This window comes from Brevibacterium linens (genome assembly GCF_003999335.1).
GTDB lineage: Bacteria > Actinomycetota > Actinomycetes > Actinomycetales > Brevibacteriaceae > Brevibacterium > Brevibacterium linens.
Window position 1 is genome coordinate 2,487,348 of the sequence record NZ_CP026734.1, and the last position, 14,860, is coordinate 2,502,207.

Genomic DNA, 14,860 nt, shown 5'->3' on the forward strand with positions numbered 1-14,860 from the left:
CGTTTTCCACCGCCGGATTTTGGCAATCTGCGCACACTTAACCTGCCCAGCGCGGCAGAATCAGCACGGCTGGTCCGCGTCGACATTCCGCTGATAGGTAAGCTGGCTCTTGCGAGCGATGAAGACGAACTCGCGGCCCGGTCTGTCCGGGGCGTCACGGATCTCATCGACGACGAATCCGGCGTCCTCCAGTGACTTCGTCAGCTCAGCACGGTCACGAAACTGCAGGCGGCTCCTCTGTTCGACGCGACGGCCGTCACGTTCGAAGACCAACATTCCAACGAAATCGACGAACGCGCCGTGCGCGGCGTCGAATTCCACCCACGACTTGACCGTACCCACACCGCCGACCTCGGCCGTCGAATAGGTGTACTCTTTCGTCCATTCCAGCCACGCCTGCCTCTCGGGGTCGCGTGATTCGAAGACGAGGAGTCCGCCCGGCGACAGTCTCCGGCGGATCGCCGTCAACGTCTCCGCCCAGGCTTCATCTCCGAGAATCGCCTGCGCCACGTTGGCTGTCATGAAAGCCATGCCGGCCTGCAGCGGAGGCAGGTCCGCTGCGATCCCGTAGACCCACGTCACCTTGCCGGCATGGGGTTTCGACTGCGCCACGTCCAACGCCAACGCCGAGGGATCGACGCCCACGACCTCCACTCCCCGACCGGCGAGCATCGTGGCGAACGTACCCGTTCCGCATCCCACATCCACCACCGAGGCGGCCCCGAACTCCTCGACCATCGCCGCGTAGACGTCGAGGTCGTCCCGTTCTGGCCCTTCGAAGATGTCATAGACGGCCGCACAGCGCGCGTCGACATAGCTGTCCCCGGCGTCATCAGCGGGATTCCGAGCGCCGTCAGCGGGCATGCGAATCGCTCGGATGCATGGCGATGAACAGACCCCACTGAGTGGCGCCGTCCTTCTTGCGCCGACTGCGGAACTCTTCGAACAGCTCATCGATCCGCGACCGGAATTCCTCGACCTCATCCGCCGTGAGCATCGCGGCCATCCGCCCCATCGTCCGCTCCTCATAGGGTGCGGCGGTGAACTCGGCGGTGAAGGCCTCGAGCATCTCGGTCGTCATGTCACCGGTGTTGAGGAACCAGCTCTTGCCCGTGGCGAGGTACGGGATCTCTCGGGACCCGCGCCTGCCCCTCCGCGCCTCCTGAGCCTCGAGGAAGCCGGTGTCGGCGAGCATCCGCACGTGGTGGAGCGAGGTCGCGGGATTGAGGCCGGTCGCCTCGGCGATCTCACGATTGCTCAGGGCTTCGTCCAGGCACAGCCGCAGGATTCGGATGCGAATACTCGAGGCCAGCGTTTTGGCCTCGGCCTCGGTGGCGTCCCGGCGCTCGACTGCTCGGGCGAGGGAGGCCGCGGCGGGTGTGTCATCGCTCATGCCTCAACGCTAGCGAGTGATCGGGAGAAGTCAATCAATCCCGTCGAGTGATTGACTTCCCTCAATCGCTCGTGGAGCATTACTGATTGACAACCCTCAATCACTGACGCTCAATCACTGATCCTCCGCCCGCCGTCTCGAGGAAGAGCCATGGCCACATCCGACCAACCGCCATCGAGCGAACCACAACAGCAACACGGTCCCGCTTCACCACTACGGCCGAAACACGTCTCACTGTGGAGACACCGTGACTTCATGAAGTTATGGGCAGGCGACACGGTCTCCGTGTTCGGATCCGAGCTCGTCCTCTTCGCCCTCCCTCTCATCGCCGTGCAGCTCCTCCACGCCGACGCCTTCGAAATGGGAGTGCTCGCAACCCTGGAATCCGCGGCTTTCCTGCTCATCAGCTTGCCCGCCGGGGCCTGGGTCGACCGTCTGCCGAAGAGACTTGTCATCGTCTCCGGCGACATCATCCGCGCCGCCATCCTCCTGACCATCCCGCTGACCTGGATGGTCGGCGCCCTGAGCATGGTCCAGCTCTACTTCGTCGCGGCCGGAGTCGGAATCGTCAGTGTCTTCTTCGACATCGCCAATCAGTCCTATCTGCCCGAGCTCGTCGACAGCGATGCGATCTCCGACGGCAACGGCAAGCTCCAAGCCAGCCAGCAGACTGCCGGAGTCGCCGGCCCTACGCTTGCCTCCGGACTGGTCACCGCGATCGGCGCCCCGCTCACCGTGGGACTGACGAGCATCTGCATGGGACTCTCCAGCATCCTCGTCGGGCTCATCCGACACCGCGAAACCCCACGGCCGGCCGAGGTGCGGGCCGGCTTCGTCGCCGAGATCCGCGAGGGACTCGGTTTCGTCATCGGCCACCCGCTGCTGCGCCGGATCACTGCCTGCACAGGTCTGACGAACTTCGCGTCGTCGGGCATCTTCGCTCTCTTCGTGCTGTACGCCCTCACCACGCTGGGACTGCACCAGGTCGAGCTCGGCATCATCATGTCCGTCGCCTCGGCCGGCGGCATCCTCGGTGCGCTCTCTGCCGCATGGGCGCAGAAGATCCTCGGCGAAGGAACGAGCATCGCCCTGTCCGCGCTGACCGGCGGCCTCTGCTTCCTCGGTGTCCCGCTCGCCACCGTCCTGCCGGCACTGCCGACCCTGCTGATCAGCTGGTTCCTTGCGACCTGGGCGGTCGTCGTCTACAACATTGCGCAGGTGAGCTTCCGCCAGCGCCTGTGCCCGAAGCCGCTGCTGGGCCGCATGAATGCCTCGATCCGCTTCCTCGTATGGGGGCCGATGCCGCTCGGCGCTTTTCTCGCCGGCATCCTCGGCGACTGGCTCGGGGTGACGACGACGATGTGGATTTTGGCGGCCTGTGCGCTGCTCGGCTCACTGCCGGTACTCGCCTCCCCGCTCGTGCGGATGCGCGCACTCCCCCGCGAACTCGATCTGCTCGGCAGCAGCGCAACCGCCGATCGAGAGTGATGGCGAAGGAGCGTTGCGAATCGACAGCTTGGTGAACGTGCATCAGCTCGGTCCCTGCACCAGGCTGTTGCAGGTTCACCAAGTTGTCAGCGAGATGTGCCCCACCTCAGCGGGTCGCGTAGAGGTGCTCGGGCCGGCCTGTCGACCCGTACTGCAGGGACACCGTGATCGTGCGCGCTTCGGCGAGCTTCGCCAGATGCCGCTGCGCGGTGGCACGGGAGGCACCGACCGCCTCGGCGACCTCGAGTGCCGTCATCGGACCGCTCGCCTCCTCGAGTGCGGCGAGGATCCGCGTCGTCGTCGACGATCCCGCCGGGCTCGCCCCGGTTCCGCCGACGGCCGCGGCATCATGGAGGTGGCGCAGCTGCCGCTCGAGGTCGGCCTGACCGACCTTCTCCCGCTCCCAATAGCGGAGGAACCTCGCGTAGCGGCGCAGGAAGTTCTGCAGCACCTCGGCTGCGAAGGGCTTGACGATGTACGTCATCGCGCCGGCCCGCAGCGACGAGCGGACCACCTGCGGATCCGTGACCGCCGAGAGCACGATCGCATCGATATCGGTCTCGCGGATGAGGTCGACACCGGTGCCCTCGGGCAGCACATAGTCGACGAGAAGCAGGTCGACGTCGTGCTCGGCGATGATCTCGCGCGCTGTCTTCAGGTCGCGGACGGGTTCGAGCGCCGTGAAGCCGGGCACCTCGTCGACATAGCGGGCATGGATCTGCCCGACGAAGAAGTCGTCATCGAGCACGAGAACGTTGACCATCATCTCTCCTCACCAGTTGGGAAATCGTCGTCGGCGACCGTCACATCGCCCGCGCCGTCAGCGCCCGCGCCGCCCGCGCAGCCTGCCGCTGTCACGTCGCCCGCACCGTCAGCGACCGCATCGCCGTCGTCGCCGTCGTCACCCGCGCCGTCAGGATCGTCGAGCGCATCGGGCAGGCGTACGCCGAAGCTCGCCCCGCCGAGGTCCGGATCGTGTCCGTCGATGAGCCACACCTCTCCCCCGCCCTTCTGCGCGACCCGGCGGCAGAGCGCGAGTCCGATGCCGAGTCCGTGACCGTCCCCGGTGCCGGTTCCCGTGGTCAGTCCGATCCCGAAATCCGGCGCCGAGGCGGCCGTCGAGGTTGTGAATCCCTCGTCGAAGATCCGTCCCGCCACCTCGTCGTCGATCCCGTCGCCGGTGTCCGTGACGACCGCGTGCAGTTCCGTCCCGGAGCTGAGCACTTCCACTTCGACCCGGCCCCCGTCCCCGGCGTACCGTTGCCCCGCCACGGCCGCGCGCACGGCGTTGTCGATGAGGTTGCCGAGGATGAGCGTGACCGCTTCCGGGTCGCGGACCGCGCCCACGGCAAGGGAGTCCGGTGTCACGGCCAGGGTCACTCCCGCTTCGGCGGCGGTCGTCCCCTTCGCTTCGAGGACGGCCCGCAGGTACGGATCGGAGATGAGGTCGATGTCCTCGACCGGTGTCGTGATCGGCCCGGTTCCCAGGAGGGAGGACAGGTAGGTGTGGGCCTCATCAGTGGCACCCGTATCGACGAGTCCGAGCACGGTGTGCAGCCGGTTGGCGAACTCGTGACGTTGAGTGCGCAATGCCCTGGCCATCGCGGTGACGGATTCGAGCTGGCGGGCCATCGTCAGCATCTGCGTCTCGTCTCGCAGGGTCACGACGCCGCCGACGGAGACCCCATCGCGCTGCACCCGCACGGCCGTGGCCAACAGGATCCGGTCGTTGATCGTGATCCTCCGCCGTAGCGCCCCGTCCGCGGGCGCATCGGCCATGAGCGCGGTGACCTCGTCGGGGACATTGACGAGTTCCTCGTCGGAGACGGCGGCCAGTTCGCGGTCGGAATCCCCCCGCCGAGGCGGCTGCCCCGTTCGCGTCCACCGTGCCGTTCGCATGGTCGACGTGCTTCACCGAGGCGGTCCCGAGCAGCTCCTTCGCGTTCGAGTTGCTCAGCGTGAGCTTCCCGTTCGTGTCGAAGCCGAGCACTCCGTCGTCGAGGCCGTGGAGCACGGCGCCTTGGTCGCGGGCCATCTCGGCGAGCTCTTCGGGTCCGATGCCGAGCGTCTCCCTGCGCAGCCGGCGCCCGAGCATGACCGACACGACTCCGCCGAGCGCCAGGGCGAACACGGCCACAGTGCCGAGCAGGATGAGTTCGCGGCGGACATCGGCATCGAGCACGGAGGCGAAGATGCCGACCGAGACCTCACCGACGACAGTTTCTCCGTCCTCGGTCGAATAGATCGGGACCTTCGCCCGCACCGTCTCGCCCAGAGTTCCGGATTCGTGGGAGACGTTCTCGCGACCGGCCAGCGCCTCATCCGGCGATGTCGAGACCTTGTGACCGATCTTCGACCTGTCGGGGTGGGTGAGTCGGATGCCGCGGTCGTCGGTGATGACGGCGAAGGTGATCCCCGACCGGTCGCGCAGATCACCGGTGATCGCCAACATCGATTCCACGATCTGCTCATCGGGCTCATCGGCGTGTTCGGCCGAGGCCTGCGTGGCGGCGGCTCGGACGTCCGGATCGATCGCCAGCGTGCGGGCAGTGGCCAGCGCTTTCGTCTCGGTCACCTCGGTGACGGTGCGCGCTCCCATCCACGCGAACACGCCGGTGATCAGGGTAAGGATCACGATGACGAGCGCGAGCTGAGAGATCAGCACACGACGGGAGAACGAACGATGGGGCCGGGGCACGCGCTCAGCGTAGCCGCGTTTGAGCGCAATGCGCAAAAGGCACGCAACGATCTAAAAGTCATCAGCGCACACAAACGCGCGGAGCCCGTGATCTGGGCCCTACGGTGTTTCGAGCCTCACATTCGCCTTCGAAGGAGAAGCTCGTGCTTGTCATTCTCGGTTTCGCCATGATCGCCGTCTTCATGACACTGATCATGACCAAACGACTCTCGCCGATCCTCGCACTCATCCTCGTGCCCACCATCTTCGGCCTCTTCGCCGGGGCCGGTCTGGGCATCGGTGAGATGGTCATGGACGCGATCGCCTCGATGTCGTCGACGGCAGCGCTGCTGCTCTTCGCCATCATCTACTTCGGCATCATGATCGACGTCGGCCTCTTCGACAAGCTCGTCGAGTTCATCCTCAAGGTCGCCGGCAACGACCCCGTTAAGGTCGTCCTCGGCACTGCGCTGCTCACCGGTGCCGTGTCGCTCGACGGCGACGGATCGACGACGTTCATCGTCGTCACCGCGGCCATGCTGCCGATCTACCAGCGTCTCGAGATGTCGCCGGTGGTGCTCACCTGCGTGGCCGGTCTCATCAACGGCACCCTCAACATCGTTCCATGGGGCGGACCGACGGCCCGAGCCTCCTCGGCGCTGCAGATCGACGCCAACGAGATCTTCGTCCCCATGGTCCCCTCCCTGGTGGCCGGCCTGCTCGTGTGCTTCGTCTTCACCTATGTGCTCGGCATCTCCGAACGCCGCCGCCTGGCCAAGAACGGCGTCGCCTGGGCCTCCGACCGCGGGTCGAACCGTCGCAGGGACCTCGTCGGCGCCGTGGCCGGAGCCAGCACGACCGCGGGTTCGTCCGCGGGCGGCGGGAACGGTGCGACCACGGGTGGACACGGACACGGATTCGGGTCGACCGCCTCGGCGAACGATGGCACCACCACCGAGGCAGGACCCGCCTCCGGAAGCGACACAGACGGATCCGCCGAAACTGGTTCGGGCCTGACGAACACCGCACTCGATCCCAACCGCGCAACCCTGCGGCCGCAGCTGTTCTGGTTCAACCTGGCCCTGACCGTGGCCGTGATGGTCCTGCTCATCATCGACATCCTGCCGCTGCCGTACCTGTTCATGATCGGCACCGTCATCGCACTCATCGTCAACTTCCCGAAGATGAAGGACCAGCAGGAGGAACTCGCCTCCCACGCGACTGCGATCATCTCCGTCGTGGCCATGGTCATGGCCGCAGGCGTGCTCACCGGCGTCATGTCCGGCACCGGAATGGTCGACGCGATGGCCGCATGGCTCGTCGACGTCATCCCGAACGCAATGGGCCCCTACATGGCCGTCATCACCGGTCTGCTGTCGATCCCGATGACGTTCTTCATGAGCAATGACGCCTTCTACTTCGGCATCCTGCCCGTGCTCGCCGAGACGGCCTCCCACTTCGGCATCTCCGCAGCCGACATGGCCCGCGCCTCGATCACCGGCCAGCCCGTGCACATGCAGTCACCGCTGGTGCCCGCGATCCTGCTGCTCGTGTCGCTGTCCGGCGTCGAGCTCGGCGATCACCACAAGAAGGTGCTGTGGCGGGCGCTCATCGTCGCCCTCGTCATGCTCGCAGTCGGTGTGGCCGTCGGCGTCATCGGAATCGGCTGAGCGGAGGCCCCAGATGACTGATCTCTACTCGACCTCACAGCCCCGCTTCCCCGTTCCGTCTCGGCAGGTCACCGCGTCACCGGGCATCGGCTCGGCCTCGCGCACCGTGGTCCTGGCGCTGCGCCCCGATTCCTCGGACGAAGTGCTCGAACAGGCGATCGCCGCGGCCCGCCGTGAGAACGCAGCGGTGCAGGCCGTCGTGTTCGGCACGGATACGACGACCGCGCCGTCGACCTCTCCCCTGGCCGAGTGCACGAAGTTGGGCACGGCCCTCGCCGAGGCGGGACTCGAGTATGCCGTCCACCGTGCCGGTCCCGATCCGGCCGAGCAGATCCTCGGCCTGGCCGAGGAGCACGACGCGGCGATGATCGTCATGAGCACGAAGCGCCGCTCACCCATCGTGAAGCTGCTGCTCGGGTCGAGTACGCAGCAGGTCATCCTCGAAGCCGAGTGCCCGGTGCTGTTGGTGAAGTAGAAGCGCGGGACAGGTCGCGGCCCGGTACGCGGCGCCAGTCGTGACGCGTCAGTCGCGCGGCGCTAGACCCCGGCGATTCCGCGGCCCGGGGCGAGGATTCCGCGCTGATCGACGAGCGACTTGAGCTCTACCAGACCCTGCCGGCCCGGCTGCGGGCCCCACGCGTCGACCTCATCCCAGACCGATGCGGGCGCATGGATGAGCCGGGCGGCGATGAAGTGCAGTCCGAAGCTGCGCAGATGTTCGAGGACCACGCGCGTGGCCACTCCGGGTTCGGAATCCGGGGCGCCGACGCCCAGTTCGAAGGACCCTGTCGCGCTGCCGCGCAGCTGCAGCGGATAGCCGATCGTCGTCTCCAGCCGGTCGACGGCATCGATGAGGGTCGGAATGAAGCTCGGTGCCACCGACAGCTCGATGGTCGCGGCCAGCCGCGCTCTGCGACCCCACCATTCCGGCTCGGCGCACGGAGTCGCGCCGGGAACACGATCGACGAGGTGGCCCACCTCCTCCTCGACTGCGTCGGTCTCCCCTTCGATGAGAACTACTGTCGCCGCCGGCGAACCGGCTGGGCGTTCGCTGACGACCGCGTCGGGAACGCGACGGGCGGTCAGAAGGTCGCAGGCCGCCTCGGTGCCGGGAATCCACACGAATCTCTGCGTTTCGGGTCGCTCGGTCAGACGGATCTCGGCTTGGGCGATGATCGCCCGGGTCCCCCAGGATCCGGTGATGAGGCGCGGCAGAGCGCGACGGCCCAGATCCGGATGGAGGCCGTGGGCTGTGCGGGCGATGGTCCCGTCGGCGGCGACAGTCGTCACGGACAGGACTGTCTCAGCCAGCCGCGGCCGGCGCAGTTGGCGCGGCCCGGTGGCCGCGGTGGCGATCATTCCGCCGAGGGTGGCGCCGGCGTCGATGCGGTCGCGGGGAAGGTCAGCGAGAATCTCCTGTCCCGATCGGGCGGCGAACCTGGTCAGGGCGCTGATCCGGGTTCCGGCTCCGGCCCGGATGGTGTCGCCGGCGTTGAAATGGTCGGCCACCTCGGCGATCGAGGTCAGGTCGATGAGCAGGCCCGGAGTGGACGCGGGCGGATGATCGTCGAAGGCAGTGCCGCCGCCGAACACAGCGACGGTACGGTTCTCGGCGTGGGCGCGGGCCATGAGCTCGGAGAGTTCGGCGATGCTGCTGGGACTGGCCAGTCGGGGCAGTTCGTCTGTGGTCAGGCTCATCCGCATCTTCCGTTCCTGCTGTCTCGGGCGCTGCGCTGCATGCGTGTGTATGTCGAGCTTAACGAAGAACGCCTCCGAAATCGGTGCGCGAGGCACAGATTTCGGAGGCGTTCGGCGTCGTCACCGACCGCGTACCTGCATGCCCTGGTCAGGGCGCGCGGTGCGGCCGGAGTCGCTCACGACGCGCAGATCACGACGTACGGATCACGGCATGCGGGCGTACGCCGGCAGGGTGAGGAAGTCGACGTACTCGGGATCGAGGGCGACCGAGACGAAGGTGTCGGTGGCGTCCTTCCAGCCTGCGTCGTCACCGGGCAGCTTGGCGACCTCCTCGGCGACGATGCGCTCGACGAGCTCGTTGGTCACCTTCTCACCGGAGTCCAGGGTGATTCCGGCGTCCAGCCACTGCCACACCTGGGAGCGGGAGATCTCGGCGGTCGCGGCGTCCTCCATGAGTCCGTTGATGGCGACCGCGCCGTTGCCTTCGAGCCAGGCGCGCAGGTACTGGATGCCGACGGACACGTTGGTGCGCAGGCCGGCCTCGGTCATCGCACCCGGGGTCGACTTCACGTCGAGCAGATCGGCGGCGGTGACGTTGACGTCTTCGCGCTTATTGTCGATCTGGTTGGGCTTGTCGCCGAGGGTCTCGGTGAAGACCTCCTTGCACAGGGCGACCATTCCGGGGTGAGCGACCCAGGAGCCGTCGAAGCCGTTGGAGGCCTCACGCGACTTGTCCTCGCGCACCTTGTCGAAGGCGGCCTTGTTCGCGGCTTCGTCCTTCGAGGGGACGAACGCGGACATTCCGCCGATGGCATGAGCGCCGCGCTTGTGGCAGGTGCGTGCGAGCAGTTCGGTGTAGGCGCGCATGAACGGCACCGTCATCGTCACGTCCGAACGGTCCGGCAACAGGTAGTCGGAGCCGCGGGAGCGGAAGTTCTTGATCACGGAGAAGATGTAGTCCCAGCGTCCGGCGTTGAGGCCGGCCGAGTGCTCGCGCAGCTCGTAGAGGATCTCCTCCATTTCGAAGGCTGCGGTGTAGGTCTCGATGAGCACGGTGGCGCGGATGGTGCCGCGGGCCAGGCCGAAGGCATCCTCGGCGTGTTCGAAGACCTGGTTCCACAGGCGGGCCTCGAGGTGGGACTCCATCTTCGCGAGGTAGAAGTAGGGGCCGCGGCCCTTCTCGATCTGGATCTGGCCGGCGGTCGAGAAGTAGAGCGCGAAGTCGACGAGCGAACCGGAGGTCTCCTCACCGTCGATGAGGATGTGCTTCTCGGGCATGTGCCAGCCGCGGGGGCGCACGACGATGGTCGGCAGCTCCTCGTCGGGGGCGAGCTTGTATTCCTTGCCCTCGGGCGAAGTGAAGTCGATGTCGCGAGTGAGCGAGTCGAGCAGGTTGATCTGGCCCTGGACGACCGAATCCCATTGCGGGGTGTTCGCGTCTTCCTGGTCGGCCAGCCACACCTTCGCGCCGGAGTTGAGCGCGTTGATCGTCATCTTCTTGTAGGTGGGGCCGGTGACCTCGACGCGGCGGTCTTCGAGACCGGGTGCCGGAGGGGCGACCTGCCAGGACGGATCATTGCGGATCTCAGCGGTCTCTTCGAGGAAGTCGAGGTCCTTGCCTGCGGCGATCTCGGCTTGGCGCTTCTTGCGAGCCTCGAGGCGCTCGAGACGGTCGCCGTTGAACTTCCGGTGCAGATCGACGATGAGCTCAAGCGCCTTGGGCGTGAGGACCTTCTCAGCCCCGTCCGGCAGCTCACCGGTGATCTCCATCCCGGCGGGGATGTCCAGGTTTTCGATATGAGCGGTCATCGATGGTTCTCCTTAGTCAGCACATCGGTGCTGCGTCCTTATCCACATCTGGTGATGCGATATGTTCGCTGGTCAACGGGGTTTTGACTGCGAAACTTTCACATTGTGAAAATGTTTGTTCACACAACGAAAGAATATGAGGTGATGCACGTCTCGTCAAACCATATCCTGCATTCGAGACGGTGTGTTCGTTGACACCGCCCAAGGGGCCGGAGAGGATGAGAAGGACATTTCTCGTGGACTCACCGAGGCGGCAACGACGCCGCGGATCGGACTGAAAAGTGGACAACCTCGCTGTTGCAGCTCTCTTGGCCCTCTCCCCCATTCTCTTGGCCGGAATCCTTCTCATCGGATTCCGGTGGCCTGCGAAATACGCCATGCCGATCGGACTGATCGCTGCCGCGCTCGTGGCGAACTTCGCCTGGCAGATCGAGTGGGTGACGATCGGCGCATCGGTCGTCCAGGGCCTCCTCGTCGCGATCGGACTGCTGTGGATCGTCTTCGGCGCGCTTCTGCTGCTGGCCACGGTCACCCGGTCCGGAGCGATCGAGACGATCCGCTCCGGGTTCATCGCGATCTCCCCGGACCGGCGCGTGCAGGTCATCATCATCGCCTGGCTCTTCGGCTCCTTCATCGAGGGTGCCGCCGGCTTCGGCACTCCGGCGGCCGTGGTCGCCCCGCTCTTGCTGGCCCTCGGCTTTCCCGCGATCGCCGCGGTCCTCGCCGGTCTCATCATCCAGTCGACTCCGGTGAGCTTCGGCGCCGTGGGCACCCCGATGGTCGTGGGCATCGGTACCGGCCTGTCTCAGGAGGACGGCTCGATGTCGGCCGATGTCGCCGAACGCGCCGGTCAGCTCGGCCTCGGCCAGGCCGAGTTCGTCGCTCACACCGCCGCTCAGGTCGCGCTCATCCACGCCTGCTGCGGCATTCTCATCCCGCTGCTGCTGTCGTGCATGATGACCGGGTTCTTCGGTGCCAATCGGCGCTTCGCCGACGGTCTGGCCATCGCCCCGTTCGCGATCTATGCGGCTGTGGCGATGATCGTGCCCTACCTCATCGTGGCCAATGTGCTCGGACCCGAGTTCCCGTCGCTGCTCGGCGGACTCATCGGTCTGGCCATCGTCGTGACGACCTCCCGGATGGGCTTCCTCATGCCGAAGAAGACCTGGGACTTCGCTCCGCGTGAGACATGGCCGGCGACCTGGATGGGCACCGTCGACCCGAACAAGGAGAAGGCGCAGCTGACGAAGAAGATGTCGCTGGCCCGCGCCTGGTCGCCCTATCTCATCGTCGTCGCCCTGCTGCTCATCACGCGCAATGTGCCCGCGATCAAGGAGTTCCTCACCGGTCCGGCCGTGATCAAGATCGATAACATCTTCGGCACCCCGATCAGCCAGAATATGGATCTGCTGTGGTCGCCGGGGGCGATCTTCGTCCTCGCCTGCGGGCTGACGTACTTCATCCACCGGATGACGAGTAAGCAGATCGCAGGCTCCTGGCAGATCGCCGGTTCGCAGATCGCCGGCGCTGCCGTTGCTCTGCTGTGTTCCCTGCCGCTGGTGCGCGTGTTCATCAACTCCGGCGCCGACTACAACGGTGCCGGCCTGGATTCGATGCCGGTCACCCTCGCCGAGGCGGCCGCCAGCTCCGTGGGCGACGCCTGGCCGCTGTTCGCCCCGTTCGCCGGTGCGCTGGGTGCATTCGTGGCAGGGTCGAACACGGTTTCGAACGTCATGTTCTCGCAGTTCCAGTTCTCCACCGGCACCGCGATCGGTGCCGCCAGCCCCGAGACCGTGGTCGCGGCACAGGCGGTCGGCGGCGCCGCTGGGAACATGGTGGCCGTCCACAACGTCGTGGCCGCCTCGGCGACGGTGGGCCTCATCGGTCGGGAAGGCGAGCTCATCCGGCGGACGTCGATCCCGATGCTCGTCTATTCGCTGACCGCGGGCGCTCTGGCGTTCATCGGCCTCAACGGTCTGGGCTTCAATGCGGGCACCGTCGTCCTCACCGCGATCATCATCGGCCTCGCCGTCGTCGTCGTGATGCTCCGCCGCTCACCGGGCAAGCCGCTTGCCGGGGTCGGCGTCGAGGCGGCGGCCGGCGGCAGCGAAGGCACGGCCGACGACGATCCGGAGCCCACCACGCGCACCTGACTGCCGCCCGCGCTTGACTGTGCCGTCCGCGCGGATCGTCCCCGCACCTGACGCTGCCGTCCGCGCGGATCGTTCCCGCACCTGACGCTGCCGTCCGCGCGGATCGTTCCCGCGCCGGGTGTCATCGCCTTTTGGCACAGGAGTCATCGCCTTCTGATCCAGGCATCGGGTTCAAACGCGATGTGCCGATCAGAACGCGATTCGTCCGGAACGCGACAACGCCCGCAGGACCGTCAGGCACCTGCGGGCGTTCGTGGGTTCGTCGGCGCAGCCGCCCGCCGACAGTCGAGCCGCTCAACGACGGAGCCGCTCGAAGACCGGGTCTCAGACGATGACGACCATGGGGACGATCATCGGCTTGCGGCGCAGCTTCGACGACACCCAGCGGCCGGTGGTGCGGCGCACCACCTGCTGGAGCTGGTACTGATCGGTGGTGCCGTCACGCAGGGCATCCTCGACGGCCTTCTGCACCTTCGGGATGATCGAGTCGAAGACGTCATCGGACTCGGCCACACCGCGGGCGTGGATCTCGGGTCCGGCGATGAGCGACTTCGTCTGCGAGTTCACGGCCATGAAGATCGTCACGAAGCCCTCACCGGACAGGACCAAGCGATCCTTGAGGTCCGCCTCGGTGATCTCACCGACCGACGAACCGTCGACGAAGACGTAGTTGCAGTCGACGGCGCCGACGACCTCGGCGTGGCCGTCCTTGAGGTCGACGACCCAGCCGTCATCGGCCAGGACGATGTTATTCGGGTCGACTCCGGTCGCCTCGGCGTGGCGGGCGTTGGCCAGCAGGTGACGCCATTCGCCGTGGACGGGCATGACGCCGCGGGGTTTGACGATGTTGTAGCAGTAGAGCAGCTCGCCGCCGGAGGCGTGGCCGGACACGTGGATCTTCGCATCGGCCTTCGAGATGACGCGGGCGCCGAGCTTCATCAGGCCGTTGATGACCTTGAACACGGAGTTCTCGTTGCCGGGGATGAGCGAGGAGGCGAGGATGACGGTGTCGCCGTCGCCGACGTCGACGCGGTGATTGCGGTTGGCCATCCGCGACAGGGCGGCCATCGGCTCGCCCTGGGAGCCGGTGCACATGAGGACGATCTGGTCCTCGGGGTAGTCGTCGACCTTCTTGATGTCGATGAGCGTTCCGGCCGGCACGTTGAGGTAGCCGAGGTCTTCGGCGATCTTCATGTTGCGCACCATGGAGCGGCCGACGAGGGCCACCTTGCGGCCGTGGGCGGTGGCGGCGTTGAGCACCTGCTGCACGCGGTGGACGTGGGAGGAGAACGAGGCGACGATGATGCGGCGCTCGGCGGTGCCGAAGAGGTTCTCGAGCACGGGCCCGATGTCCTTCTCCAGCGCGGTGAAGCCGGGGACCTCGGCGTTCGTCGAGTCCGTCATGAACAGGTCGACGCCTTCTTCGCCGAGGCGGGCGAAGGCGCGCAGGTCGGTGATGCGGCCGTCGAGCGGCAGCTGATCCATCTTGAAGTCACCGGTGTGCAGGATGTTGCCGGCGCCGGTGCGGATGAACACGGCCAGGGCGTCGGGGATCGAGTGGTTGACGGCGACGAACTCGAGGTCGAAGGGACCCAGCTGGTCGACATCGTCTTCGGCCACCACGCGGGTGATGGGTTTGATGCGGTGCTCTTTGAGCTTGGCTTCGATGAGCGCGATCGTCAGCTGCGAACCGAGGATCGGGATGTCGCCCTTGCGGCGCAGCAGGTAGGGAACGGCACCGATATGGTCTTCGTGGCCGTGGGTGAGCACGAGGCCGATGATGTCATCGAGGCGGTCGTCGAGGTAGGAGAAATCGGGGAGGATGAGGTCGACGCCGGGCTGGTCCTCTTCGGGGAAGAGCACACCGCAGTCGACGATGAGAAGTTTGCCGTGGTATTCGAAGACGGTCATGTTGCGGCCGACTTCGCCGAGTCCGCCGAGCGCGACGATGCGGACGGCTTCTCTGTCCATC

Annotated in this window: 12 protein-coding genes; 4 read left to right on the forward strand and 8 right to left on the reverse strand. The window is 66.4% G+C overall.

Going from position 1 to position 14,860, the window contains the following annotated elements; genetic code table 11:
- Nucleotides 1-60: 60 nt before the first annotated feature.
- The gene (locus tag CXR29_RS11270) at nucleotides 61-864 is read right to left on the reverse strand and encodes a class I SAM-dependent methyltransferase (RefSeq protein ID WP_127364567.1); all 804 of its coding nucleotides are present in this window, start codon (nucleotides 862-864) and stop codon (nucleotides 61-63) included.
- The gene (locus CXR29_RS11275; protein ID WP_101553715.1) at nucleotides 854-1,393 is read right to left on the reverse strand and encodes an ArsR/SmtB family transcription factor; all 540 of its coding nucleotides are present in this window, start codon (nucleotides 1,391-1,393) and stop codon (nucleotides 854-856) included. Before CXR29_RS11275 ends, CXR29_RS11270 begins: the two co-directional genes overlap by 11 nt.
- A 150-nt stretch (nucleotides 1,394-1,543) precedes the next feature.
- Here CXR29_RS11275 and CXR29_RS11280 point away from each other — a divergent pair, with 150 nt between their 5' ends.
- Nucleotides 1,544-2,881, forward strand: coding sequence for an MFS transporter (locus CXR29_RS11280; RefSeq protein WP_164742811.1), 1,338 nt, complete (start codon nucleotides 1,544-1,546; stop codon nucleotides 2,879-2,881).
- A 106-nt stretch (nucleotides 2,882-2,987) separates the two neighbouring features.
- On the opposite strand, the gene CXR29_RS11285 is transcribed toward CXR29_RS11280, so the two are convergent.
- The 3 genes from CXR29_RS11285 to CXR29_RS17705 are packed head-to-tail and all read right to left on the reverse strand — an operon-like array spanning nucleotide 2,988 to nucleotide 5,579.
- A complete protein-coding gene (locus tag CXR29_RS11285; RefSeq protein WP_241241426.1) occupies nucleotides 2,988-3,647 on the reverse strand; it encodes a response regulator in 660 nt (219 codons plus the stop codon).
- Nucleotides 3,644-4,471: a sensor histidine kinase gene (locus tag CXR29_RS17700; protein WP_241241427.1), complete on the reverse strand. Its 828-nt coding sequence runs from the start codon at nucleotides 4,469-4,471 to the stop codon at nucleotides 3,644-3,646. The genes CXR29_RS11285 and CXR29_RS17700 overlap by 4 nt, the downstream gene beginning before the upstream one ends.
- A complete protein-coding gene (locus CXR29_RS17705; protein WP_241241428.1) occupies nucleotides 4,398-5,579 on the reverse strand; it encodes a sensor histidine kinase in 1,182 nt (393 codons plus the stop codon). Before CXR29_RS17705 ends, CXR29_RS17700 begins: the two co-directional genes overlap by 74 nt.
- A gap of 143 nt (nucleotides 5,580-5,722) precedes the next feature.
- Between CXR29_RS17705 and CXR29_RS11295 the strand changes: the two genes are divergently transcribed.
- Both CXR29_RS11295 and CXR29_RS11300 read left to right on the forward strand, forming a co-directional pair.
- A complete protein-coding gene (locus CXR29_RS11295; protein WP_127364568.1) occupies nucleotides 5,723-7,228 on the forward strand; it encodes a CitMHS family transporter in 1,506 nt (501 codons plus the stop codon).
- A 13-nt stretch (nucleotides 7,229-7,241) separates the two neighbouring features.
- Complete coding sequence (locus CXR29_RS11300; RefSeq protein WP_101553711.1) at nucleotides 7,242-7,703, forward strand: universal stress protein; 462 nt, start codon at nucleotides 7,242-7,244, stop codon at nucleotides 7,701-7,703.
- Nucleotides 7,704-7,765: 62 nt separating this feature from the next.
- On the opposite strand, the gene CXR29_RS11305 is transcribed toward CXR29_RS11300, so the two are convergent.
- Nucleotides 7,766-8,926 carry an FAD-binding oxidoreductase gene (locus CXR29_RS11305; RefSeq protein WP_164742812.1) on the reverse strand — a complete coding sequence of 387 codons (1,161 nt, stop codon included), beginning with the start codon at nucleotides 8,924-8,926 and terminating at the stop codon, nucleotides 7,766-7,768.
- A 204-nt stretch (nucleotides 8,927-9,130) separates the two neighbouring features.
- Nucleotides 9,131-10,735 carry a malate synthase A gene (aceB, locus tag CXR29_RS11310; protein ID WP_101595216.1) on the reverse strand — a complete coding sequence of 535 codons (1,605 nt, stop codon included), beginning with the start codon at nucleotides 10,733-10,735 and terminating at the stop codon, nucleotides 9,131-9,133.
- 281 nt (nucleotides 10,736-11,016) lie between these two features.
- Between aceB and CXR29_RS11315 the strand changes: the two genes are divergently transcribed.
- Complete coding sequence (locus CXR29_RS11315) at nucleotides 11,017-12,888, forward strand: L-lactate permease (RefSeq protein WP_127364570.1); 1,872 nt, start codon at nucleotides 11,017-11,019, stop codon at nucleotides 12,886-12,888.
- 324 nt (nucleotides 12,889-13,212) lie between these two features.
- On the opposite strand, the gene CXR29_RS11320 is transcribed toward CXR29_RS11315, so the two are convergent.
- A complete protein-coding gene (locus CXR29_RS11320; protein WP_101553797.1) occupies nucleotides 13,213-14,859 on the reverse strand; it encodes a ribonuclease J in 1,647 nt (548 codons plus the stop codon).
- Between the last annotated feature and the right edge of the window lies 1 nt (nucleotide 14,860).